Annotated in this window: 28 protein-coding genes, 1 tRNA gene and 2 pseudogenes; 14 read left to right on the top strand and 17 right to left on the bottom strand. The window is 63.5% G+C overall.

The annotated features are described in order from the left end of the window. The first annotated feature begins 29 nt into the window (after window positions 1-29). Complete coding sequence (locus A5634_RS17020; RefSeq protein WP_065145193.1) at window positions 30-311, top strand: 2Fe-2S iron-sulfur cluster-binding protein; 282 nt, start codon at window positions 30-32, stop codon at window positions 309-311. A gap of 20 nt (window positions 312-331) precedes the next feature. Next, on the top strand, window positions 332-646 hold the full coding sequence (locus A5634_RS17015) for a DUF4286 family protein (RefSeq protein WP_065145192.1): 315 nt from the start codon (window positions 332-334) through the stop codon (window positions 644-646). Here A5634_RS17015 and A5634_RS28305 read toward each other — a convergent pair. Continuing rightward, window positions 643-828 carry a hypothetical protein gene (locus tag A5634_RS28305; protein WP_065145191.1) on the bottom strand — a complete coding sequence of 62 codons (186 nt, stop codon included), beginning with the start codon at window positions 826-828 and terminating at the stop codon, window positions 643-645. The genes A5634_RS17015 and A5634_RS28305 overlap by 4 nt on opposite strands. On the opposite strand from A5634_RS28305, the pseudogene A5634_RS29545 reads away from it, so the two are divergent. Beyond that, window positions 816-1,070 (top strand): annotated as a pseudogene (locus tag A5634_RS29545) (LysR family transcriptional regulator); the annotation flags it as partial. The gene A5634_RS28305 and the pseudogene A5634_RS29545 sit on opposite strands and share 13 nt — an antisense overlap. 42 nt (window positions 1,071-1,112) lie before the next feature. Here A5634_RS29545 and A5634_RS17005 read toward each other — a convergent pair. Genes A5634_RS17005 through A5634_RS16990 form a run of 4 tightly spaced genes read right to left on the bottom strand, consistent with a single transcriptional unit; the run spans window position 1,113 to window position 5,106 of the window. Further along, window positions 1,113-2,156 (bottom strand): CaiB/BaiF CoA transferase family protein, encoded by a 1,044-nt coding sequence (locus A5634_RS17005; RefSeq protein ID WP_065145190.1) that lies wholly within the window; start codon window positions 2,154-2,156, stop codon window positions 1,113-1,115. Further along, window positions 2,153-3,109, bottom strand: a complete 957-nt coding sequence (locus tag A5634_RS17000) for an LLM class F420-dependent oxidoreductase (protein ID WP_065145189.1) — start codon at window positions 3,107-3,109, stop codon at window positions 2,153-2,155. The genes A5634_RS17005 and A5634_RS17000 overlap by 4 nt, the downstream gene beginning before the upstream one ends. Then, a complete protein-coding gene (locus A5634_RS16995; protein WP_065145188.1) occupies window positions 3,094-3,528 on the bottom strand; it encodes a cobalamin B12-binding domain-containing protein in 435 nt (144 codons plus the stop codon). The genes A5634_RS17000 and A5634_RS16995 overlap by 16 nt, the downstream gene beginning before the upstream one ends. Further along, window positions 3,529-5,106 (bottom strand): methylmalonyl-CoA mutase family protein, encoded by a 1,578-nt coding sequence (locus A5634_RS16990; RefSeq protein ID WP_065145187.1) that lies wholly within the window; start codon window positions 5,104-5,106, stop codon window positions 3,529-3,531. A 132-nt stretch (window positions 5,107-5,238) separates the two neighbouring features. On the opposite strand from A5634_RS16990, the gene A5634_RS16985 reads away from it, so the two are divergent. Both A5634_RS16985 and A5634_RS16980 read left to right on the top strand, forming a co-directional pair. Further along, window positions 5,239-5,652: a hypothetical protein gene (locus A5634_RS16985; protein ID WP_065145186.1), complete on the top strand. Its 414-nt coding sequence runs from the start codon at window positions 5,239-5,241 to the stop codon at window positions 5,650-5,652. 303 nt (window positions 5,653-5,955) lie between these two features. Further along, window positions 5,956-6,669, top strand: coding sequence for a cutinase family protein (locus A5634_RS16980; protein WP_437339984.1), 714 nt, complete (start codon window positions 5,956-5,958; stop codon window positions 6,667-6,669). A gap of 13 nt (window positions 6,670-6,682) precedes the next feature. Here A5634_RS16980 and A5634_RS16975 read toward each other — a convergent pair whose 3' ends face one another. From A5634_RS16975 to A5634_RS16955, 5 genes are all read right to left on the bottom strand, one after another. Next, window positions 6,683-7,534 (bottom strand): class I SAM-dependent methyltransferase, encoded by an 852-nt coding sequence (locus A5634_RS16975; RefSeq protein ID WP_437339983.1) that lies wholly within the window; start codon window positions 7,532-7,534, stop codon window positions 6,683-6,685. Between the two features lie 17 nt (window positions 7,535-7,551). After that, a complete protein-coding gene (locus A5634_RS16970; protein ID WP_081290486.1) occupies window positions 7,552-8,298 on the bottom strand; it encodes a M15 family metallopeptidase in 747 nt (248 codons plus the stop codon). An 89-nt stretch (window positions 8,299-8,387) separates the two neighbouring features. Next, window positions 8,388-8,672: a hypothetical protein gene (locus A5634_RS16965; RefSeq protein WP_253861680.1), complete on the bottom strand. Its 285-nt coding sequence runs from the start codon at window positions 8,670-8,672 to the stop codon at window positions 8,388-8,390. An 89-nt stretch (window positions 8,673-8,761) separates the two neighbouring features. Further along, window positions 8,762-9,013 carry a hypothetical protein gene (locus A5634_RS29540; protein ID WP_253861678.1) on the bottom strand — a complete coding sequence of 84 codons (252 nt, stop codon included), beginning with the start codon at window positions 9,011-9,013 and terminating at the stop codon, window positions 8,762-8,764. A gap of 4 nt (window positions 9,014-9,017) precedes the next feature. Then, window positions 9,018-9,677 carry a sensor domain-containing protein gene (locus A5634_RS16955; RefSeq protein WP_081290485.1) on the bottom strand — a complete coding sequence of 220 codons (660 nt, stop codon included), beginning with the start codon at window positions 9,675-9,677 and terminating at the stop codon, window positions 9,018-9,020. 219 nt (window positions 9,678-9,896) lie between these two features. On the opposite strand from A5634_RS16955, the gene A5634_RS16950 reads away from it, so the two are divergent. Together A5634_RS16950 and A5634_RS16945 are read left to right on the top strand one after the other, a co-directional pair. Beyond that, on the top strand, window positions 9,897-10,463 hold the full coding sequence (locus A5634_RS16950; protein ID WP_065145182.1) for a TetR/AcrR family transcriptional regulator: 567 nt from the start codon (window positions 9,897-9,899) through the stop codon (window positions 10,461-10,463). 117 nt (window positions 10,464-10,580) lie between these two features. Next, a complete protein-coding gene (locus tag A5634_RS16945) occupies window positions 10,581-11,231 on the top strand; it encodes a heme oxygenase (biliverdin-producing) (RefSeq protein ID WP_065145181.1) in 651 nt (216 codons plus the stop codon). A 35-nt stretch (window positions 11,232-11,266) separates the two neighbouring features. On the opposite strand, the pseudogene A5634_RS16940 reads toward A5634_RS16945, so the two are convergent. The 6 genes and pseudogenes from A5634_RS16940 to A5634_RS16915 form a co-directional block, all read right to left on the bottom strand. Continuing rightward, window positions 11,267-11,479: pseudogene (locus A5634_RS16940) on the bottom strand (DUF3703 domain-containing protein); the annotation flags it as partial. Window positions 11,480-11,881: 402 nt separating this feature from the next. After that, entirely contained in the window at window positions 11,882-12,280 is a 399-nt protein-coding gene (locus A5634_RS16935) for a YbaB/EbfC family nucleoid-associated protein (protein WP_065145180.1), read from the bottom strand. A gap of 68 nt (window positions 12,281-12,348) precedes the next feature. After that, window positions 12,349-12,780 carry an ankyrin repeat domain-containing protein gene (locus A5634_RS16930; RefSeq protein WP_065145179.1) on the bottom strand — a complete coding sequence of 144 codons (432 nt, stop codon included), beginning with the start codon at window positions 12,778-12,780 and terminating at the stop codon, window positions 12,349-12,351. 43 nt (window positions 12,781-12,823) lie between these two features. Then, a complete protein-coding gene (locus tag A5634_RS16925; protein ID WP_155769582.1) occupies window positions 12,824-14,158 on the bottom strand; it encodes an HNH/ENDO VII family nuclease in 1,335 nt (444 codons plus the stop codon). 129 nt (window positions 14,159-14,287) lie between these two features. Next, window positions 14,288-14,575: a WXG100 family type VII secretion target gene (locus A5634_RS16920; protein ID WP_065145177.1), complete on the bottom strand. Its 288-nt coding sequence runs from the start codon at window positions 14,573-14,575 to the stop codon at window positions 14,288-14,290. Further along, complete coding sequence (locus A5634_RS16915) at window positions 14,572-14,865, bottom strand: WXG100 family type VII secretion target (RefSeq protein WP_065145176.1); 294 nt, start codon at window positions 14,863-14,865, stop codon at window positions 14,572-14,574. Before A5634_RS16915 ends, A5634_RS16920 begins: the two co-directional genes overlap by 4 nt. A 193-nt stretch (window positions 14,866-15,058) precedes the next feature. Between A5634_RS16915 and A5634_RS16910 the strand changes: the two genes are divergently transcribed. After that, window positions 15,059-15,850, top strand: coding sequence for a DUF2185 domain-containing protein (locus tag A5634_RS16910; RefSeq protein WP_065145175.1), 792 nt, complete (start codon window positions 15,059-15,061; stop codon window positions 15,848-15,850). A gap of 167 nt (window positions 15,851-16,017) precedes the next feature. Here the strand turns inward: A5634_RS16910 and A5634_RS16905 are convergent. Continuing rightward, a tRNA-Phe gene (locus tag A5634_RS16905) sits at window positions 16,018-16,082 on the bottom strand. Between the two features lie 174 nt (window positions 16,083-16,256). Here A5634_RS16905 and A5634_RS16900 point away from each other — a divergent pair. The 6 genes from A5634_RS16900 (at window position 16,257) to A5634_RS16875 (ending at window position 22,514) form a co-directional block, all read left to right on the top strand. Then, window positions 16,257-17,804, top strand: a complete 1,548-nt coding sequence (locus A5634_RS16900; protein WP_065145174.1) for a rolling circle replication-associated protein — start codon at window positions 16,257-16,259, stop codon at window positions 17,802-17,804. Window positions 17,805-18,779: 975 nt separating this feature from the next. Further along, a complete protein-coding gene (locus tag A5634_RS16895; RefSeq protein WP_065145173.1) occupies window positions 18,780-19,283 on the top strand; it encodes a helix-turn-helix domain-containing protein in 504 nt (167 codons plus the stop codon). A 125-nt stretch (window positions 19,284-19,408) separates the two neighbouring features. Next, the gene (locus A5634_RS16890; RefSeq protein ID WP_253861677.1) at window positions 19,409-19,921 is read left to right on the top strand and encodes a PIN domain-containing protein; all 513 of its coding nucleotides are present in this window, start codon (window positions 19,409-19,411) and stop codon (window positions 19,919-19,921) included. A 153-nt stretch (window positions 19,922-20,074) separates the two neighbouring features. After that, window positions 20,075-20,719 (top strand): hypothetical protein, encoded by a 645-nt coding sequence (locus tag A5634_RS16885; RefSeq protein WP_065145172.1) that lies wholly within the window; start codon window positions 20,075-20,077, stop codon window positions 20,717-20,719. A 137-nt stretch (window positions 20,720-20,856) separates the two neighbouring features. Beyond that, the gene (locus A5634_RS16880; RefSeq protein WP_253861675.1) at window positions 20,857-22,026 is read left to right on the top strand and encodes an ImmA/IrrE family metallo-endopeptidase; all 1,170 of its coding nucleotides are present in this window, start codon (window positions 20,857-20,859) and stop codon (window positions 22,024-22,026) included. Then, entirely contained in the window at window positions 22,026-22,514 is a 489-nt protein-coding gene (locus A5634_RS16875) for a DUF4411 family protein (RefSeq protein WP_065145171.1), read from the top strand. Before A5634_RS16880 ends, A5634_RS16875 begins: the two co-directional genes overlap by 1 nt. Window positions 22,515-22,697: the final 183 nt, after the last annotated feature.

Below are 22,697 nucleotides of genomic sequence, written 5' to 3'. Positions count from 1 at the left end.
GTGCACGACTCAGTCTTGGATAGGCGGTCATGAGCGAGCCCGGCACGATAACCATTCACCTCGCCCGCAAAAAGGTCACGGTGCCGGTGGTGGCCGGTGAGACGCTGCTGCAGAGCGCGCGCCGGGCCGGACTGGACCCACCGTTCAACTGTGAAGCCGGCAACTGCGGCACCTGCATGGCCAGGCTCACCGAAGGCACCGCGACCATGCGGATCAATGACGCGCTGGACGACGACGAGGTGGCCGACGGCTACATTCTGACGTGCCAGGGCATACCGGACGCAACACCGATCACCGTGCAGTACGAGTAGCCACTGGAGGGGCAGCGAGCATGGCCAAAGGCATCATCTACGTCGAGACCTACCCCAGCTCGCCGGACCGCGAAGAGGAGTACAACACCTGGTACGACGGGGTCCACCTGGCGGAACTGGTGGCTTTGGACGGAATCGTCTCGGCACGCCGGTTGCGGCCAGTCAACGGTGAAGGACCCTACGTTGCGCTCTACGAAATCGAAGGAGACGACCTGCAGGCGGTATTGCAGGGCATGCGCGGCGCCAAGCTGACCATGTCCAGTGCGCTGCAACTCGATCCCCCGCCGATACCTCGGCTGCTCGAAGTGATCACCGACTACCACCCCGAGGACTAGAACGCCTGCTGCACAGGCACTTCCGATTGCCGGAAGTAATGACCTGCATCAAGGTCCTCGATCAGCCCGGGTCCTTGCGGGCTCCAATCAAGCTCCTTGCGCATCAACGCATTTGAAGTTGGGTTGTCGGCTGACACGAACGGGCCGAGGAAGCCGAAATGATCGGCCTGGTCGTCGGGCACCAGACGGTCCGTTCATCGAAGCGCTCGAGGACAAGTTCGAAGCCATTGCGGCAGGGCAGGCGGTCGCAATCTCGGTCGGTATTTCCGGGAACACACTGCGGCCCGACATCACCACTGTCCCCCTCGAAGGTGTGGAACCCAGCCATGTGGTCTTAGCCACCCGCGCCGGCGACCGGAGTCGATTGGTGTTGGCCTTCCGCAAGCTTGCCGAAGCACACCTGACCGGGGCGACGGTGGCTTGACCCGCACCCGCCGCGCCGCCAAACCTAGTGGCAAGCGCCTCGTCAGCGTGGGGAGGCGTCGTCCAAAGCGGGCGCGGGGCGGTAGTCAGGCTGGTAATCGCTGACCCTGATCGGGCTGCCTACAAGTCGCATATCCCCAGCGCTGACAACAACTTCCGGGGTCGCCTCCAGCGCTTCGGGCAGGCTTCGAACCGCCGCCGCCGGCACCCCCAATGGACGCAGCCGCTGCTCCCAGCTGACGGCGCTGTCGGTCGCCAGCATCGCCGTGACGATGGCCAGCACCTCGTCTCGCCTGGCCACCCGCTCGGCCATCGTCTCGAAGCCACCGATACCCGCTTCGGTGGCAAAGGATTTCCAGAACCCGTCGTGCGTGACGAACAACGCCAGGTAACCTTCAGCCGTTGGGAAGAGCTGCGCGGGAACGTAATACGAATGTGCGCCGTATGGCCGGCGTTGCGGTTCGATGCCGTCGTTGAGGTATGCGGCGGCGTGGTAGTTGAGCTGGGAGAACATCACGTCGCGTAGCGAAACGTCCACCTGCCCACCGGTACCTGAGACGATTTTGGCCAAAAGCCCTAGCGCGGCGCACATTCCGGTGGAGTTGTCGGCTGAGGAGTAGCCGGGCAGTGTCGGCGGGCCGTCCGGGTCACCGGTCAACGCGGCGATACCGACGCCGGCCTGCACGACGTAGTCGAACGCCGGATCGTCACCGCCGTCCAGCCCGAAGCCGGTGATGGCCACGCAGACGATCTTCTCGTTGTGCCGACGCAGTTCCTGGTAGGTCAGTCCGAGCCGGCGGATAGCCGACGGCTTCAGGTTCACCAGCAGCGCGTGCGACTCCGCGACAAGCTCACCCAGCCGTTGTTGTCCCGCTTGGCTTTTCAGGTCCAGACACAGGCTCGACTTGTTGCGGTTGAGGCTGCCGAAATAGCTATCGGAGACCTCGCGGGAGATTTCGCCGCCGGCCGGTTCGATCTTGGTGACCTCAGCGCCGAGATCGGCGAGCAGCATGGTGGCGTACGGACCGGCCAGCATGGTGCCGACTTCCAGGATCCGGATGCCGGCCAACGGCGCGCGTCTGCTCACCGCAACTCCGCGGCCAGCCCGGCGATCATCTCCCGCGTCCGGCGCTTGGAGGCGATCAGCTCATCGCGATTGTCGCCAATGGGCAACAGCCGCACCGAAAGATCCGTCACACCGGCGTCGGCGAAGCGTCGCATCCGGGCCAAAATCTGCTCCGGACTACCGGCGGCGCACAGATCGCCGACATCTCGGGCGTCACCGCGTTCCAGCAGGCGCTGGTAGTTGGGCGACACCTCAGCCTCACCCAGGATACGATTGGCCCGCTCTTTGGCCTGCTCGACTTCATCAGGCGCACAAAGGCATACCGGTATACCCGCGACGATGCGCGGGGCGGGACGGCCGGCGTCCGCGGCGGCTTTGGTGATCTTCGGTGCGATGTGATCACCGATCGCGCGTTCGTCGGCCATCCATAACACGGTGCCGTCGGCCAGCTCTCCCGCGAGTTGCAGCATCACCGGCCCTAGCGCGGCGACCAGCACTGGCATCGGCGTTTCGGCCCCGAGCACCGTCGGATTGTGCACCGTGAACGAATCGTTCTGCACGTCAACCGGTCCCGGCCCGGCGATGGCCGCGTTGAGCACCTCCAGGTAGTCGCGGGTGTATGCGGCGGGCTTCTCATACGGCAGGCCGAGCATGTCACGGATGATCCAGTGGTGCGACGGTCCGATGCCCAGCGCCAGCCTGCCACCGGCTACCGCATGAGTCGAAAGCGCTTGACGAGCAAGAGCAATCGGGTGCTGAGCCTGCAGCGGCACCACTGCGGTGCCCAGCTCGATACGTGAGCTGTGCGCCGCCATCAACGAAACCATGGTCAGGCAGTCGAAGTCGTCGGGCACCTGCGGCATCCACGCGGTATCCAGTCCCGCGGATTCGGCCCATTCGATATCAGCAGCGAGCTTGCTTACCTTGCGGGTCATATCGCCGCGCTCGGCGCCGATCATCACTCCGACGCGCACGGTTCCTCCACTACTGCTTGGGTGGGCTCGGGTGTGCCCGTGAGCGAACGGATTTCGCGCACCAGGACATCAAGCGCCGTCCCGGTAGGGAATACCGCCGCGGCACCGGCGGCGAGCAACTTGGGTACGTCGGCATGCGGGATGGTCCCGCCGACGACGACGGCAATATCGGCGGCGTCGGCGCGGCGCAGCGCCTCGATGGTGCGGGCGGTCAAGGTCAGGTGCGCTCCGGACAGGATGCTCAAGCCCACCACGGCGACGTCTTCCTGGACCGCGATGGAAGCGATGTCTTCGATGCGCTGCCGGATACCGGTGTAGATGACTTCGAAGCCGGCGTCGCGCAGCGTGCGCGCGACGATCTTGGCGCCGCGATCATGCCCGTCCAGACCCGGCTTGGCCACCAGAATTCGGGCGGCCATCTAGAACACCACCGGCTGCTGAAATTCGCCCCAGACGGCCTTGAGCGCCGAGACCATTTCGCCGACCGTGCAGTACGCGTTGGCGCAGTCGATCAGCTTGTGCATCAAGTTGTCGGTCCCCTCGGCGCTGCGCGACAATGCGGCCAAAGCGGATTCTACTGCGCCGCTGTCCCTTTCGGCCTTTACCTTTGCCAGCCGTTTGAGCTGCAGATCACGGCCCTCGGCGTCGAGTTCGTAGGTGACGACGTCTGGTTCGGGCTCTTGGGAGACAAACCTGTTGACCCCGACCACCGGACGCGTACCCCCTTCGATGTCCTGATGGATTCGATATGCCTCGTCGGCGATCAGACCCTGCAGGTAGCCATCCTCGATCGCGCTGACCATGCCGCCGTGCTGCTCGAGGTCGGCCATGATTTCGATGATGCGTTCTTCGGTGGCATCGGTGAGCGCCTCGACGAAGTAGGACCCGCCCAGCGGGTCCGCGACCTGGGTGACACCGGTTTCATAGGCCAGGATCTGCTGGGTGCGCAACGCCAGCGTGGTGGACTCCTCGCTGGGCAGCGCGAACGGCTCGTCCCAGGCCGCGGTGAACATCGACTGAACCCCACCGAGTACCGCCGCCATCGCTTCGTAAGCGACTCGCACCACGTTGTTCTGCGCCTGCGGCCCATACAGCGATGCGCCGCCACACACGCAACCGAACCGGAACATCGACGCCTTGTCTTTGCTGGACCCGTAGCGTTCCCGCACGATCGTGGCCCAACGGCGCCGTCCCGCACGGTATTTGGCGACCTCCTCGAAGAAGTCGCCGTGCGTGTAGAAGAAGAACGAGATCTGCGGCGCGAACTCGTCGATCGTCATCCGGCCACGTTCCACGACGGTGTCGCAATAGGTGACGCCGTCGGCCAGGGTGAACGCCATCTCCTGGACCGCGGTGGCTCCGGCATCCCGAAAGTGCGCTCCTGCCACCGAGATTGCGTTGAATCGCGGCACCTCGGCCGCGCAGAACTCGATGGTGTCGGCGATCAGTCGCAGCGACGGCTCCGGCGGCCAGATCCAGGTGCCGCGCGAGGCGTACTCCTTGAGGATGTCGTTCTGAATGGTCCCGGTGAGTTTGGCCCGCGGAATTCCTTTGCGTTCCGCCGCGGCAACGTAGAACGCCAGCAGGATGGCCGCCGTGCCGTTGATGGTCATGCTGGTGCTGAGTTTGTCCAGCGGGATGCCGTCGAACAGGATCTCGAAGTCGGCCAGCGTGTCGACCGCGACGCCGACCCGACCGACCTCTTCACCGAAGTCGGGATCGTCGGAGTCGTATCCGCACTGGGTGGGTAGGTCCAGGGCCACCGACAGCCCGGTGCCGCCCTGCTCGAGCAGGTAGCGGTAGCGACGATTGGACTCCTCGGCGGTGCCGAAGCCGGAGTACTGGCGGAAGGTCCACAGCTTGCCGCGGTATCCGGACGCGAAGTTACCCCGGGTGAAGGGGAACTCCCCCGGCGGCGGAGGCTCGGTGGGCCGATCCGTTGGGCCGTATACCGGCGCCAGCGGGATGCCCGATGGGGTCTGGGCTGCGTTATCCATCGGTGAATAACGTACTTGCAAAAAAAGAGAATGCCAATACCACTAAGTTGACCTGGCCAGATGCTTGGTTACGCCGGTAACTGCGGCCAGGCAGGACTTCGTTTACGGCGGCATTTGGCGCAGAATGCCGCTATGGCCGACGAGTCTGATCAGACCCACCGAACCTTGCCCGTGGTCGGCGGGTTGCTTCGCCGGCAGCGAAAGGAGGCCGAGCGGGCTCTGCACGGGCTCGTCGATGCCGTGGTGCGCGACGCCAAGAGCCTCGACAGATTGGTGCGGCGAATCAACATCGACGCCATCATGGCCAGGCTGGACATCGCTGCGATCGTCGCGCGCATCGATCTTGACGCCTTCCTGGCCCGCCTTGATATCAACGCCATTGTGGCGCAACTCGACATCGATGCCCTGGTGGCCAGGATCGACTTGAATGCGATCATTGCCCGCCTGGACGTGCAAGAGTTGGCGTCCCGGCTAGACCTCGCGCAGCTCGCCCAAGACGCGGACGTGCAGCACGTGCTGCAACAAACCGAGGCGCGTGGCGACTGATCCGCGAGCTGTGTTGCGCAGCAGCGGATTTACTCCGGTGCCGCAGCTGCAGCCATGTGACGATGAGCACAGCCTTGGTGGCGCGATAACCGGCTCATCCGCCGCGTACCGGCTCCGTTACCTGCACAAATACCGCAAGAACGCACTCGCGCGACCCCGTTCTCCCGCCCTGCGCCTGCGCCACAGTTGAATTACCCTCACTGCAGCAGCCGGCGAGAAGCTGGCGGGGAACAAACGGTCCCTGCCGCAGGTTCGTATCGGCGAAGTCCCCCTCGTCGACGAAAAGAGCCGACCTTGCGCACCATCGGATCCTGTTGCCTATCGAGCCTGCGCACGACGACCTGGCTGGTCGCGGTCGTCGCATCCATCGCCGCGTTGGCGGGATCGCCCGGCGCGCTAGCGCGTGCCGGCGCCGATCCGGGCTGTCCTGATGTCAATGTTGTCTTCGCCCGCGGGACCTTTGAGGCGCCCGGTGTCGGCGCGACCGGGCAGGCATTCATCGATGCGCTGAACGCCCGCCTACCCGGTAAGACGATCGCCGTGGATCCCGTCAACTACCCGGCATCACTGGACTTTGCGACGGCGGTGGACGGCGTCGCCGATGCCAGCACGAAGATCGAGGGCAGCGCCGCGAACTGCCCGAACACCAAAATCGTGCTCGGCGGCTACTCCCAAGGCGCGGCCGTGGCCGCCTACACCACCTCCGATTCCGTTCCAGACGGCGTTGCTCTGCCCCCGGGGGTAAGCGGGCCGATGCCCGCGACTGTTGCCCCCAAGGTCGCCGCGGTAGTGCTGTTCGCCGCCCCGTCGGAATGGTTCTTGCATCTGGTCGACCGCAGCGCGCCCCCGATCAACATCGGCCCGCTGTATGCCGCCAAGACCCTGCAACTGTGCGCTGATGGAGATCCCGTGTGCTTCCCGGGCGGGCGCGACCGCGCCGCGCACAGCACCTACCGGGACAACGGGATGGCCAACCAAGCCGCCGACTTCACCCGCAACGCCCTCAACTCCCGCTGACGCCCGGCAACTTTCAAGCGCGGCAAAGGATTTCACCGTTCGGGATGGCAAACCACCCGCCCGGGTCGGTCGCCCACTCTCGCCACGCCGCCGAGATCTCTTCAAGTTCGGCGCCGGTCGCCAAACCGGCGTCCAGCAACTGCCCTGCCAGTTTCGACTGCAGGATCCGGTCGGCCCACATGTCACCCCACCACGTTCGGTCTTCTTGAGTCGCGTAGCACCACAGGCTGCCCGTCGGCGTGATCTCGGTGACCCCGGCCTGCCGGGCCCACGACAGCAACCGTCGCCCAGCGTCCGGTTCGCCGCCGTTGGCGCGGGCCGCGCGCTGGTAGAGCTCTAGCCACCGGTCCAGTGGAGCGAGCCGCGGGTACCAGATGAACCCGCCGTAGTCGGCGTCGCGCACCGCGACGAGACCACCCGGCACACATACCCGTCGCATTTCGCGCAGCGCCTGTACCGGGTCGGCGACATGTTGCAGCACCTGATGGGCATGCACGACATCGAAACTGCCGTCTTGAAATTCGAGTGCGTGCACGTCGGAAGCGACGAACGAGACGTTGGTCGCATTGCGCCGGGTGGCTTCTTCGCGCGCAAGGTCCAAAGCATCTTCGGTGGGTTCGACGGCGGTCACCGACCCCGGCGCGATCCGCTCAGCCAGGTCGACGGTAATTGTCCCTGGGCCACAACCGATATCGAGCAGCCTGAACCCACTTTGCAGGTGCGGCAACAGATAGCCGGCCGAATCCTGTGCGGTGCGCCGGCGGTGGCCGCGCAGCACCGACTCGTGATGTCCGTGGGTGTAGACGGCTCGATGTTGCTGGCTCACCGGATCAGCATAGCTTGACCACTCACAATACGAGACCATCATCTCATATATTGAGATCAGTCAACCTTCACATTCAGGATGGGACGGCCGACACCGGCCCCGGGACCGTCGAAATGCCACCACTCGCCGGAATAGACGGTCAAGCCCCCGTAGCTCATCGCATCGCGCAGCCGCTTGCGGTTGGCCTGGGCGGCGGGGCTGACATCCTGTGTCGCGTAAGCGTTTGCACGCGAGGAGAACTCGTCGAAGTCGGTACCCATCTCGGCCGTGCAGATGCCGCTGACGAGTCGCTCCCACGGGCATGGCGCGGCGGCACCGGCATACGTCACGTCGACGGAGCGGCCCGCTTCGTGACTGGTGGCGTACTGGGTAGGGCGCGCCACCCAGTTGGGATCCGGCACCAGTTGGAACATCTTGACCTGAACGTCATGCGGGCGATAACAGTCCCAGAAGACCAATACCTGGCCCTGCGGCCGCAGCGCGTTCGCGGCGGCAACCAGGCCGGGCGCCATCGACTGGTGCACCAGGCACCGTGCGTCGGCGGGGTATAGCTGCACCTTGGTGAAGTTGTTCGTGGTCGCGTAGCGCAGGTCGATGAGGGCGTCCGGTACCACTGTGCGCACATCGACGAAGCCGGCGGCATGGGCCTCGTCGCTCAGAGGCGGCACGCCCGGGCCCGACGCAGTGGTGGTGTGGGCTGGCCGGACCGGCAGCGCCGCACCGGAATCGGCTCGACCAGCGGGGGAAGCCACATGTGCGGCTTGGCAGCCAGCGGAGATCACAACCAAACCCGCCGCCACCATCAGCCGAGAAGTTGCAAACCGCTTCCAATCACGCACCCTGCCATTGTCCGGTGCCGTCGCACTCGAAGTCGGTAGCGCCACGGCCTTTTTCAGTTTGGGACCAGGGATCCGATGGCTTGCCAGGCTGGGATGGAGACCAGCACGCAAAGCGGTAGGGACAAGCTGCCGAAGAACATTCCTCGACCGATCTGGGCAATCACGCCGGGCCCCTTGGCAATGACGGCGCAGATTGCCACGTAGAGCAGCCACAGCGGGACGGAGAAGACAACCAGGTAGAGGATCGCGGGCAGGTAGACGATCGTAAAGACTTCCAAGACAAGGATGTTCACCATTGCCACGACGAAGCTGACCGGCCCGTACCGCTCCGTTGTCATGCCACTCATCGCGCTACCACCGCAGCGAAAAACGCACCACCGATCAGAACGACCAGAGCCGACCCGGCCACGCTCAACGAAAGACCGCGCTAGCGCCAGGATTCCGACCTGGCCAACGCGGCGCTGACCGCCAACGACAGCAACACCGTGACAACCGTCGCACTCAACAACCACGCTCGCTCGCCCTGACCCGGACCGTGCGTGGCGAACGGCCACGTCCCCAACAGCCACATGACCAGAAACAAAAGCCCCACCACACCCTGCACCACTAAGGGTGCCCAGCGGGTGGCCGTGCGCCAAGCAGCGGTGTCCAGATGTCCCGGCTTGGCGAGGCTTCGCATCTGCCTAGCCGAGTCGATCCGACGCCGTCTGCAGAATCGTCTTGGCGATCTGGTCGGCCGGTTGCAGCCCCAACACACCGATGCTGATCAGAACCGAGGACTTTTCCCGGTACATGTGGCTCCACGCATCGGCGCTGATTCTGACTGTGGCTGGATCGGGCCGGTCGAGCGTGAAATCGTAACTGGGGTCGTGTAAATCGGCGCAGGCCTGCAACGACGACTCCAGCTGATGCAGGACACCACGCGCCGTACTCTCATCCGGGTAGATCGCCACCGCCTGACTGACCGTTTGAATCATGGCGGGACCGCCCGGTTTCAGGTCGTCGGTGATGCCGTGATAGCCCGCACTGCGAAATTCCGTCCAACCGGCTCCGAAGGTGACGTCGCTGATTCCGGCCGCCCGGCACGGAGCCGGAGCGTTCAAATCACCCGGCGGCGGCTTCCGCCGATCGGCGTGGGAATGCGCGGTCAGCTCCTCGTAGTTCGCGATGCGGCGGACGTCTTCGAGGCTGACGATCAATGCGTCAGCGCGCGACCCCGGCGCGGGGCTCGACTTGGCGGCCGAGTCGCCGTGCGAGCACGCGCTGGCCGCGACCATTGCCAGCGCAGCGCAGGCGAGGGGAAAACGTCGCCAAATTTTGCGGGTTGAGCCGTTCACGCTCATCGATAAAAAGCCATTTTCTGCGGACTGCCCCATCCGCGGTCGGTGACACCTCTGCGCACATCTTACGGGCGGGCGGGCGACGTATGCAGCACATATACCGGACGTCATAGAAACGTCAACGCCGCTGTTCGGCCAGCGGTCGCGTGCCGTCGCGTGAATCCGTAACTGGCGTCCGATGATTCGTCGACTTGCACCGGTGCACGGGGTTAGAGTCGCGACGTGCCCAAAATCAGCGCCGCGTCGGTGGAGGAGCATCGCGAGCAGGTCCAGCGGCGGGTCTTCGAAGCCTTCGCCATGCTGATGGCCGAGCACAGCTTCGATGCGATCACCATGGCGAAATTGGCAGCGGCGGCCGACATCGGGCGCACCGCGATCTACCACCACTTTGCCGACAAGGAGGCGGTGGTCGTCGCGTTCGCGTCGCACGAGACCAGCCGTTACATCGATGGGCTGCGGGCCGATCTGGCCGACGTCGACGATCCGGTCGAGCGCCTGGCCATTTACATCAGACATCAACTCAACGCCAGCGAGCAGTTTCACATGGGTTTGGGTCCGCAACTCTACGGCGCCCTGTCGCAGGACACGATGCGCGCAATCCGCGAGCACGTGGTCGCGATCGAGGACGTGCTACGGCAGATCCTGACCGACGGCGTGGCCGGCGGACAGTTCGTCATCGAAGATGAAGCCGCCACGATGTCGTTGATCCACGCCTGCCTCGGACCGCGCGAGTTACCGACGGCGGCGATCGAACGATTTGTGCTGCGCGCGCTGGGTGCACGTGTGTAAGGCACCTCTTGGCAAGACATCAGCGCGAGACTGTGCTACGTTTCCTGACAGATTGTCAGTATCGTTTTGACATGTTGTCAGTCTTGTTGACGCACTAGCTGATTGCAGGGAGTAGAGATGCCAGTGAGCACCGCCGAGGCGGTCCGACCCTTCTCCGTCGCGATGAAGGAGGGTTCGGCAGCCGAACACGATGCCGCCGAGCACTCGCCGTACGTTTCCGAACTCATGGGCGGACGGGTGAACCGTCAGGGGTACGCCGACTATCTGCTGCGGCTGCGCGTGGTCTACGACGCGTTGGAGACCACCGTGCGCGACCGTCGCGACGACCCGCTGGTGGCCGCGGTGTACGACCCGGCGCTGGAGCGGTTGGCGGCACTCGATGCCGACCTGGACTACTGGGCACCCGGCGCGTCGCGTGAGGTCGACTCCCCCGCGGCTGCCGCCTACCGCGACAGAATCGCCGGCAGCTCCTGGGGCGGCGCGCTGGTGGCCCATCACTACACCCGCTACCTCGGCGATCTATCCGGCGGCCAGGTCATCGGCAGGTTCCTCGAGCGCACGTTCGACCTCGACGGAGCCGGGCTGAAGTTCTACGAGTTCCCGATGCGGGCCAAGCCCTACAAGGACGCCTACCGAAGCCGACTGGACAACCTCGGCCTCGACGCCGACGAGGTCGACCGTGCGGTGGACGAGGTGCGGATCGCATTCAACCTGAACCAGGCTTTGTTCCAGGAGCTCGGCGAGAACCTGAGCGCCTACCAACGCTGACCGCGGAACCTGTTGTTGGACAGTGCTTTTCTCGCCTATCGCAGGTCGGCCGGGATGGGCATGGGCGTCATGAGACCGACCCAGGTGCGCCCGGTGTTGCCCTCGGGATAGCGTCCGGTCCAGGACCCCGGCGCGGCCAACATGATCCGCAGCACCTGCCCGAACGTTTCTCGCCGACCACGTTGGCGCACAGCCAATGTCAGCATCGCCGCATGGTTGCGGGTGTGCAGCCAAGCGGCGGGCTGAGCCGGTCATCCTCGGCCGCAGTCCTTTTGGGGTGGCCGGCACCTGCAAGAGGCGAGCCCGGCAAGTATATGCACACATACTAATATGACTATCCGCTTGGGATCGAGAGCTACGTCACGCGTTTAGACCCATACAGGTTGGGTAAATCGAGAGAAGCGTTCAACACACATCCAACACATGTTCACTGGGAGAGGGACCGTGACCACAAATGTCTGCCCTGCCTGCGGCTATCCCACGTTGAGTCCCGCCTTGTGCGCATACTGCCGCCCCGGCGAAGCGTTCAATTTCAACCAGACATTTTCAGCGATGCCCTCGACGATGGCACCCGGACCCGCGCCCGGGAGCACCTGGTCAGGTTCCCTGGCCAGCTGACGTGCGTGGCGGTGCGCCCCGCTGAGGTGAACTTAGCGAAGCACCGACTTTACGACGGGATCGTCGTCGTCCTCGTCGCCGGGGCCCGAATCCACTTCAATCGCAGGAGATGTGGGGCGCAGGCTGGCAATCGAGTTGTGGAGGAAGCTCAGCACCTCACGCGGTAATTCGTGCTTCCGCTCGTACTCGGCAAGGACGTCGGCGAGGCGCTCGATACGGTTATCAAACGCTCTGCCGCAAACCGTAGCGATGGCTTCGCCGAGTTGATCGGCGTCAATCCCGCTCAGCTTCGAATCAAGGGAGATCTCTCGAACGCGGCCTCTGCTGTCAATCCTGACCGTGACCAGGCCGCCGTCGGATTGCGCTTGCCCCTCCACTGCATCGAAAAGGTCCGCAAGCTCAAATCTGTCGAAGTAGTCGTTTGGATCCATCACATATTCCTGGCTAGAGAATCATTCAATAAGGTTCAACCGGCACAAAGCATTCGCAGGTACCGTGATCAGTCGTCGAGCAGCGAGCCGAAGGCTGTGCGGCGCCCAAACTTATCGTCGCCTCTTTTGGCCAATGATAATGGCGTGTTGCCATTGCTATTTGGAATATTCGGATCGGCCCCGTGATCGAGCAGGTAGCGGATGATTTCTGCACCACGCGTGCCGTGGTATCCCGGCGATGCCGTTGCAATGAACAACGGCGTTTGCCCCTTGCTGTTCGTTAGATTTACGTTAGCTCCGGCTTGCACGAGGGCTTTGACGACGTCTATGTTGTCGTCATTCTGCGCGGCGAACATCAGCGGGGTAAATTGCCCTGTATCTTCGCGGGCGTCGATCTCGGCGCCGGCGGCGATCAACGCGTTGACATCGTCGACCTTGTTGTCGACGGCGGCGTAATGAAGCGGAGTTCGCCCAGCTTGGTCACGTTGATGCACGTCCATGGCTACATATTTCCTTTATCAATCAATCCCGTTGTGTCACAGATCATCTCGCGCGGGGCACCTCGAAGCGGTGGCTTTGATTGCCCGGTGCATCTTCGATCTGGAAATGCTTTGGTTGGTTGAACTCGTCAATGAATTGTTTTCTTGTCCAGCCCTCTCCTATGGCTTGGTCGCGTAATCGCCAATATTCTTGGCCGGGGCGGTGGCCGAATTGTGCGGTTGGGTTCACGGGATACTTGAAGCCCGTTGCGGCATCAACGTAGTATTCTGGCTTGCCGCTCTTCGGGTTGCTTTGGATTGGCAGTTTAGATACCGATTCCGGATATGCCCCCGATACCGGTATGAGGACATTTTCGTCGGTGGCCGAGACGTAGTACTTGACGCCGCCGTGCTCCTCCACCCGTGTTGCGCCTCGGACTATCTGCTTGGTGGACTCACGAAGGGTCGGCCGCGTGTACTGATTTCTCGACGCCGCTGCCATTGCCTCGCGAATGGAGGCCATCTTTCCTTCGAAGGTCGCGAGCAGGACCGGTGCCTCCATGAGTGCGCGCATCCGAGTTCCGCCGGCTGCCACGCGCATCATCGCTGGACCAATCGTGCCCATGGATTCCACTGCTGCGGCTAGCGCGCGGATGATTTCCAGGATCCTGCTGGCCGTGGCTACGACGCGCGCGACTTCAATTACTTGGCCCGGAATTTCGGCGATCCCCACGGTGAAAAACGCGGCTATGCCGGCGACGGCTTCGATGGCGATTGTCCACGCCAACAGCTCTTTGAGGGCGTCGATGATCTGTTTGTGCGCGTCGTCGATCTTCTGCGCGTAGCTGTCGCACGCGTTGGCCAAATCGGTCATCGTGGCGCCGACGTCGGCCAACTGACCTTTCATTTCGCCGATCTTGTCGGCGGCAACAGCCAAATCCGGTGAAGTGTGCGCGCGGAACGCGCCAACGGCCGTGTCTACCAGTGACTGGCGCGAGTTGAACGCGTGCGCACAGCCGCGCAGCGCGGCTGCGGCCTGCCGCAACTTTCCTGGATTGCCGTTTGGCCACACCTCGCCCTCGAGGTAGTTGACGACCAGGCTCCACCCGGTCGGCGGATTGCTGTCGTCACCGCCGTACGCCTTCGGAACATTTGGGCACAGAAACGTCGCCTTACCCAATGGTCCGAAAGCGAGATCAGAATCTTGGGGTTCAAAAGCAGATTGGGCATCACCTTGTGCGTGGTTGACGACAGTCGCACTGATCAGGTCGATTATTGCTGCCGAGCCGTTGATGGTGTCGGTCGCGGACTCCATTCCGCCGTATTCGCCGCCGCGGCCGCCTAGCGCGGGGTCGAAGCCTTGTGAGAACTTGCGGCCGGGCTTGTCCGAGCCGGCCATGCCGCCCAAGCCCGACAGGACTCCGGCCAGTGCGTTGACGTCAGCGGCCAGCCCGTCATATAGCTGGATGAATGGCCCCGCGCCCGCGGCCTTGATCTCTTCGGGATCAACCGTGCGTGGCGCCACGAGCTACCAGTTCCACATCCGCTGGTTCGTCGCCACGATCGTCTCGTAGTTCTTATGCGCCCTCGCGGCCCGCTGTTGGATTTCAGCCACCGCCTCGCGCATGGTCTTGAGATCGGCTACCCACTGCTCATGGTTCTGCTGCTGGGCGATTGCTGCCTGCCCCTCCCAGTCGAGTTGCAGCTTGGCGACTAGCGCGTCCACGTCGGCGAGAACGTGTTCAGCTCTAGCGTCGAAATTCCTTAGCTGGTCAGCCCAGTCTGCGAGCTCTTCGGTGTCGACCGTGTATTTCATGCCTGATCCGATTCGATGAATGAGGTGTTGGCGTCGGAGATCAGCGCCGCGGCGGCTTTGAGTCGTTCGACGACATCATTGGCCCCCGTTTTCCACTCGTCGAAGGGTTCGACGAACGTCGGCCCGGCCCGCCCTTTCCACGTTTCAAGAAGCGCATCGCCCCGAGACGACAACTGCACAATTTCGTCATGGAAGGCATCCGCCGTCTGCTCGAGCGAACGGGCGACTTCCGTGAGCGTCGCGGGGACCACACGCAGCGGCGGCCTACCCCCCTGAGTTCCCACACCCATCACGTGATCCTCACAGAAAATACAGACGACGTGCAATACCGCGGTACGTCCAGCCGCAGCGTCACCATATGGCGGCGGTTATATGGTGAGTTCGGGTGCGCTAAGTCGTGGGGAAGCGGGTCCCGGATCAGGGGCGTCGGAGCCGGGAGGGGAGTCCGTTGAACATTTACGCTAATCCCGTGAGGTCGACGTAATGGGCAAGTACCGAATCGATCCGCGAAACATTGTTGCCGGTCTGGCCGATGACGCGGAATGCTTTGCCACAGACCGGATTACTGTCGACGGCCGACCGGTCGGATACATGTACCGCGACGACTCCGGCTGGAACTTCTTCGCCGGCGACGAAGACCAAGCCTACGTAGACAACCCAGACAACATCGGTCTGTTCACTCTCAACGACATCGCCAATTACGACCACACGGTCCGCCCCTACCTACACGCCCCGCCCGGCACCGCCTGGCTTCGCGAAGGCAACCAATTCGTCAAAGACTCCCAAGGCGCGCCAACCGAACCCGCGCAGCCAGCCACCGGATTGCAACCCGAATTCCCGGTAGCGCAGGGCGTTTTCAAGATCACTGACGACTGGTCCATTGACCTGCCCCAGCCCATGAACCGCCGCTTCGAAGACGACGCCCTCGTCCTGTGGCGCCCCGGCCTGACCGCATGGATCACCGTCTGGGGCAACCCCAAACTCGACTCGCCGACAATTCGGCTCAGCAAGATCAAACAGATGAGCTCACCACGCCGCTACGACGAAAAAGAGTGGACCAACGGCGGCCTCATCTACTACACCTACCGCCTTAACGAGAACCCCGACCAAAGCAAGCCTGCCGCGCTGTACGGCGACGTCATTGGCATCGCCGGCCACATCCAGATCGCCGCGTTCTTCGACCACGAAGCCAGCCTCGCCCCAGCAACCGTGCTTGTCGGCCGCATCTCGTCCCACGGGCCTTCGCGGCGCAGCGCGCTCACTAGCGACAACTGACCGATTTCACGGACGCTCCCCGAGGCATTGAGAGCGCATAGCTACACCCGCAGGCTGGGTGAAGTGACCGCAGCTTGCGCTTAGGACTTGCGGGTCGGCGGGGAGATGCGCCGGGTGTGACTGACGGGTCGAACCAACCACCGAAATGTCTACGCAGGTAGAGACGGTGGCCAGGGGCGGGATCGAACCGCCGACCTTCCGCTTTTCAGGCGGGCAGAATAGCCACTGACCTGCGGTTTATCTGAGTCTGTGCGTCTTATGCGCCGCGTTGAGCAGGGCTGACGCTTTCAGCCTGTCCGGCGAACGGACATAAACCGGACACGGTGCTTGCACTCCCAACCAGGAGCTTCCGCACTGCCGCTTGCGTTGTGGGCAGCGTCGTGGGCTCCGGGGAGCAGGCATCCCGATGCCCAACGTCGCATCATCAGTCACCGGGTCGACCCTATCGGCGACTGAGACGACATCCGCATTTGACCACCCGCCATTCCAGCTCGGTTCTGCCGGGGCCTCGGTTGACGGGAGGTCGCGAGCGCCCGAGGCCGCCAGGCCGCAGGGCGGGAGAGCGACAGCGGTCGGCCGGACGTCTTCCGAGGCATCCGGCCTCAACCGGGATACGGCCGGCGGGCTTGTTATATGTGCCGAAAATGTCCGCGACTGGCTTGACGACGGGATCGCGACCAATGAGCTGCGGGCCGTCGACGCGCTGGGGCTGCGCTTCCCGAGTCCCGAGATGGTCGCCGCCGCTGCAGCGCTGTTCGAACCGGCGGCACCATGGGCTTGCGGCCGTGGTCGTCGCGGCACCGAACCTGAATCCGGACGGTTTCGCATCACTGTGGGCCCCGGCGTAGTGCGGCTCGGGTGGACCAATCCCGTCCGCGCCAAGAAAGCCGCCGAGCGGGCCGTCGGTCATCACCAACGTGACGTCGAGGATGCCAAGCTGCAAATCAGAGACGACCTCACTCGCACAGGCTGGAACGATGATCAGGCCGTCGTGTCTTCGACACGACGGAGCGCTACGGCAACCGACCAGCGCTATACCGGTGGTGTCATCACCGAGTGGTCCCGCAAATCACGCTCGGCGATGTGCCGCACCTTCGCTGAACTCGACTACAGCCCCCTTGTGGAGTCCGGCCGTGTCCCGGCCATGGTCACTCTGACCTATCCCGGCGACTGGGAAGTCGTCGCCCCGGACGGCGCCAGCGTGAAGCGACATATGGTGTTATGGCGCAAACGCTTTCAGCGAGAGTATGGCGAACCGGCCCGCTACATCTGGAAGCTGGAGTTCCAACGGCGTGGCGCACCGCACGTTCATCTGTGGATGGCACCGCCCATGTCGCCGGGCCGCTCGGGTCGCACCTTCGCCCAATGGCTGTCCGAAACATGGGCTCAGATCGTCGACCATCCCGATGCGGAGCAGAAAGCGCGGCACCACCTGGCCGGCACCGCCATCAATGTCCGCGGCGGACTGAAGGCCTGCGACCCCAAACGGCTCGCCATCTACTTCACCAAGCACTCATCGCCAAACCTGCACAGCGACAAGGAATACCAACACATCGTGCCCGATCTGTGGCGGCAGGCCGGCCGCGGACCTGGCCGGTTCTGGGGCGTGTACGGACTTAAGAAGGCCATCGCGGTAGTCGAGATCGCGCAGGATGCATACCTGGCGGCTCGCCGAATCGTGCGGCGCTGGTCACGCAACCAAGCGATCTACGGCAATCCCGACAGCAGCTTCCCGACTGCCGTCGTGCCGCGAACGGCTACTCGGCTGGTCTCCCGTGTTGGTCAGAACACCGGTGCCATCACGCATCGGCGGGTACGACGACGGCGAGCCCTCTGCGATCAGGGCGGCCTCGCGGGCGGGTACGCGCTAGTGAATAACGGCCCAGCCTTCACCACCAAGCTAGCCGCAGCATTGTCGCTACGTAGCGCGCGGAGCGAGACGCATTCATCTTAAGCATGTTCCACCATCCGCAATTGCGGCTCGGTGGCCGATAAAATTTTTGGTTCGGATGTCGCGCCGGCCGATTTCGCCGCTTAGGGTCAGAACATGGTCACTCCTCCCGCTCTTCTCCGGACGTCTTCAGGGCGTCCATCTTTCTGGCACCGCTGGGTCCTCAACGCGTTGTACAACTTTGACCGATACACGATCGATGACTGGCTGGGTCTCATGAGACAGAATCTCCTCAGGCCAGAGGGTGTGACCCCGATGCAGACCGCTCGCTACACCGTTGATGTTTTGAGCCACGTTAGGACGCTCACATCGGCGACGGCGAGCCTTGCCTCACATGGTGATCGGGCAGCCCGCTCCCAATTGGCTGATGCCGCTGTCGACTTGAAGAGCGCGCTCGATCACCTTTGCGGAGCGCGCGATGAGCTACTGAAAGCAGCCGGTGCTGAACGTGTTACGGATACCGATTAGGGACGGTTCCATCCACAGACACACCCAATAATGCGGCCGCGAGGATTCGATCTCATTGAGGACTCGGTGTTGCTGTGCGGGCCACCCCAATGCAGGCAGCTCGGCACACCGCCTATGCACTGCTTTATGTGAGACAAACCCCTACGGCGACCACAGTTCTTGCTTCATACGGCAGCCGTGTAGCCGGCCATCAACTGGGCGACAACGCTCTCGACTTGAAGTGCGCTCTCAAAGGTCTACGTGAAGCACTAGACCATCGAACGAAAGCCGCTTGCGCCGAACGGGTTACCGAACGATTGGCGCCCGGGAAATTGCCCATCGCCGTGCAAGAGATTCTCGCCAAGGCGACTACCTGCTGAGCGAGACCCCAAAAGGTTTGGCTCTTTGATAACGAGGGGTTACGGCCCTGCCCACGTCTTGACCACCCAAGGCTTACCCTACTTTCGTAACTTTCGTAATTCTGCCAACATGGCTGCAGTTCCGACGGTGAGATAAGAGGAAGTGGGACCCATGAGCAACGCCTCCGCGGAGATTGTGAGCCCAGTTCCGGCCGATGCCGGCGGGCTTGCCGATGTCCTCAGCTTCATGGAAGCGCACGAGGCCCGTCAGGGGACCTCTCCTGAGCCTGCCTTCTTCTTGTCCGGCGCGGGCGAGCACGATCGTGTCGAACTGACCGAGCAGCTTTACGAAGTCCTAAAGCGTGTCGCCCACGCCCTCAGCCACGGCCAGTCCATAAGTATCTTGACTCGCGACCGAGAAATCTCCACCCAGCAGGCCGCCGAGATCCTCGGCCTGAGCCGCCCCACGGTAGTTCGCCTGATCGAGGACGGCGAGTTGCACGCGCACGTGCCCGGCGCTGTGCGTCGCAAGCTGCGGCTTGCCGATGTTCTTGCCTACCGCGAGGAGCTTCGCTCCCGACGCAACCGGTTCATCACCGAGAGCTCAGCGGAGTTCGCGGATGCCGACGCCGACGAGGTCGCCGAGTTGCTCGCCGAGGCGAAACGCACGCATTGACCGTCCGCGGCGCCTGAAAGACTCGTCTACGTGTATCGCGCCGTCCTCGACACCTGCGCACTTGTGCCGAGCCTTCAGCGTGACTTTCTGTTGCAGTTGGCCACCGAGGAGGCCTACGCGCCTGTTTGGGGTCTGGGATCCTCTTCGAGCGGGACTATGTCCTCGCCGGCTTGCACGACAGGCGCGGGATCACTGATAGCGCCAGTCGCCGTCAGCACCTTTTCGACCAGCTGAAGAAGGCGTTCCCTGGTTCAGAAGTTCACGCACCCAAAGACCGCGAATACAACTACGGGCTAAACGATCCCGATGACGGCCACGTCGCCCAAGGCGCGATCATCGGCAAAGCCGACGCCATCGTCACCGACGATCGCCGGGCCGGGTCCAGCACAGCACGCGTGCTCGTAGAGGCCGACATCGAGACCGTGCACCTATATCAGTTCACCGCCAACACGGTGTCAGCGCACCCGCACGCAGGAGTCCGTGCGTTGCGAGAGATGTCGAATCGTCGAGCCAACCCGCCGCAGACCCCAAAGCAGGTCCTCCAGCTGCTAGTGACACGGCACAACATGACCGAGGTCGCCGAAATCCTGCTCCAACTGTTGTCGGATACCGGAGACCCGGCTGACCAAGCGGGGTAAGCGCTCACCATTCAAGTTCTGGTCGGTGATCGACTAGCCGTACTTGCAGCGGTCGAGGCGGCGTGCGTAACCCCAACAACGCTAACGCACTTCCGTCATCAATGTCGGACCCCGCACTTACGCTGACCCCGAACCACACTGAGGAGGACCGGTATGAACAAGGCCGAGCGTCTGTGGAATCTGCGGGACGCAGTGCTGGCGTGGCTGTACGAGCTACGGGTCGAAGGGGCCACCATCGCCGAGGCAAAAACTGCGGCCTTCATGGAGGCGACTTCTTGGTCCGACACCGAGGTCACCCGCGAAGAGTTGAACGCCGCACTGGAGTGGCTCATGGAGGAGGGCTACGTCGACGGCACCGGCACCATGCAGAGGATCGTTCTCCGGCCACACTTGACCCCCTACGGCGAGAAGTACGCAGCGTCGGGCAAGTCGGTGCGTGACCTGCCCGGCGTCGCCGATGTGCAAAGCCCGTATCTGCACATCGAAAGCAGCAGCGGTATCGCCGTTGCATTCAACAGTCCCGGCGCTAAGCAGACTGTCAACGTCCAGCAGAAGGTAGAACAGGCGCGCACACTCGCCGATGCGATCGAACAGGCATTGCCCGCGATCGCTGATGTACAGGTCCGCGGCGCCGCTGAACAGCTGGTGTCGGAGATCCGCGGTGAGTCGCACTCGGATTCCCCGTCCCCGGGTCGACTCAAGACGTTGGCCACCGCGGCGATGACCTCAATCGCCACCGCGGCGGGCACCGAGGTGGGCAAAGTGATGATCGAGGCGGCGCTACCGCTGCTGTCGTGACCGGCGGCGTCACCGTGACCCAATGCGAATTGGGTGGGTAGGACGTCTAGGTCGGTCGTCTCGGTTGAATCTCATGGGCAGGGTCGACGCGCCCCGCCGTATTGGCTGCGGCACACTGACACCGTGCACGGAAGGAGGTGGCGGGCACCGTGGTAGTGCGCGTCAGTGTCGCCCCCAGCCTCCTGGAGTGGGCCGTTGAGCGCGCCGGCTGGGATGACGAGACAACACAGCGCCGCGCCCCGAAGCTCGACGAGTGGATCAGCGGCGAGCGACAGCCGACTCTCAAGCAATTGGAGAGCTTCGCGCAGGCGACACATACTCCATTCGGCTTGCTGTTCTTACCCGAGCCGCCGAACGAGCCTGTGCCGATCCCGGACATGCGCACCGTCGGCAACGCGGCGGTGCCTCGACCCTCTGTCGACTTGCTGGATACCATTTACATCTGCCAGATGAGACAGGACTGGTACCGCGAATACCTTCGAGACCACGGCGCTCCCGAGTTGGACTTCGTCGGCTCCGCTACGATCGACACTCCCGTGGTTCAGGCAGCTCAGGCGATCCGCCGAGAGCTCGGGTTCGATCTCACCGAACGGGCTGTGTTCGCCAACTCCGATGACGCCCTGCGCCGGCTGATCGACCGGATCGAGAACATCGGCGTACTGGTGATGGTGAGCGGCATCGTCGGCGGTGACACCCACCGCACGCTCGATCCCGAGGAGTTCCGCGGCTTCGCACTTTCCGACCCGATCGCGCCGCTGATCTTCGTCAACGGCGCTGACACCAAGGCCGCACAGATCTTCACCCTGATCCATGAACTCGCGCATGTCTGGCTCGGCGGCAGTGCCCTGTCCGATGCGGCGATGGTCGCGCGGGACGGCGTCGCAGACGAGCTGTGGTGCAACCGCGTCGCAGCCGAGGTCCTGGTACCCCTGGCTGCGCTTCGCCGCGACTACCAGGGCCAGGCGATACCCCAGGAGCTGACACGCCTGGCCAGGCGGTACCGGGTGAGCACACTGGTCATCCTCAAACGACTCTTCGATGGCGGATACCTCAGCTGGGACGACTACCGCGAGCGATACGAGGCAGAGCACCAAGCAGCGGTCGCCCTCGCCAAGCGTCGTCGCGGTGACCGTTCCGGCGGGGACTACTACAACACCCAGCCGCTGCGGTTGAGCCGTCAGTTCGCGAAAGCGGTGTTTGCCAGCACATACGAGGGCGATACGAGCTTCCGAGAGGCCTTCCAACTGCTGGGGACTCGCAAGCATGAGACCTTCACCCGTCTCGCCGACGAGATCGGGGTGAGCTGATGTACCTGGTTGACTCGAACGTGCTTATCGACGCGAAGAACCGCTATTACGCGTTCGACATTGCGCCCGGTTTCTGGGCCTGGCTCGAAATAGCGCATGCTGCCGGCGAGGTGGGCAGCATCGAGGCCGTCCACGAGGAGTTGATAGACGGTAACGATCAACTGGCGGAGTGGGCGAAGGCGAACAGATCCTTCTTTCAGCCGATCGACCAGGACACCACTTCACACTTCCCGGCGCTCACCGCTTGGGCGGTCACACGTCCATACACGCAAGCGGCGCTGGCGGACTTCACCGGCAACAACGCCGATTACCAGCTGGTGGCCCACGCGCGAGCGCACAACCACATCCTGGTGACACACGAACGGTCGAACCTCGACTCGCGCCGTCGAGTGATGATCCCCGACGCTTGCGCGGCGATCGGCGCAACGTGCCTGGGGCCATTCGAGATGATGCGCCGTACCGGGGCCACGCTAGAACTACGCAACTGACCTTGGGGTGTTCGCGCCACTCATGGCGATCGACCAGGGCGCCGGACCCAGGTGGCGACATGCAGCCAGAGCATCGCCTTGAATTCAAGTTGACACTGTCAGCCCGGCAGGGACTATGCCTTGGTCAACGATAGACCAGATTTTGCAAGGCAGCTCGCCCGTGCCGTCGCCAAACACATTGAC

The organism is Mycobacterium asiaticum (genome assembly GCF_001673365.1).
Classification (GTDB): domain Bacteria; phylum Actinomycetota; class Actinomycetes; order Mycobacteriales; family Mycobacteriaceae; genus Mycobacterium; species Mycobacterium asiaticum_A.
Note: the sequence above shows the minus strand (reverse complement) of the source record. Positions and strands in the feature narration are given on the sequence as shown.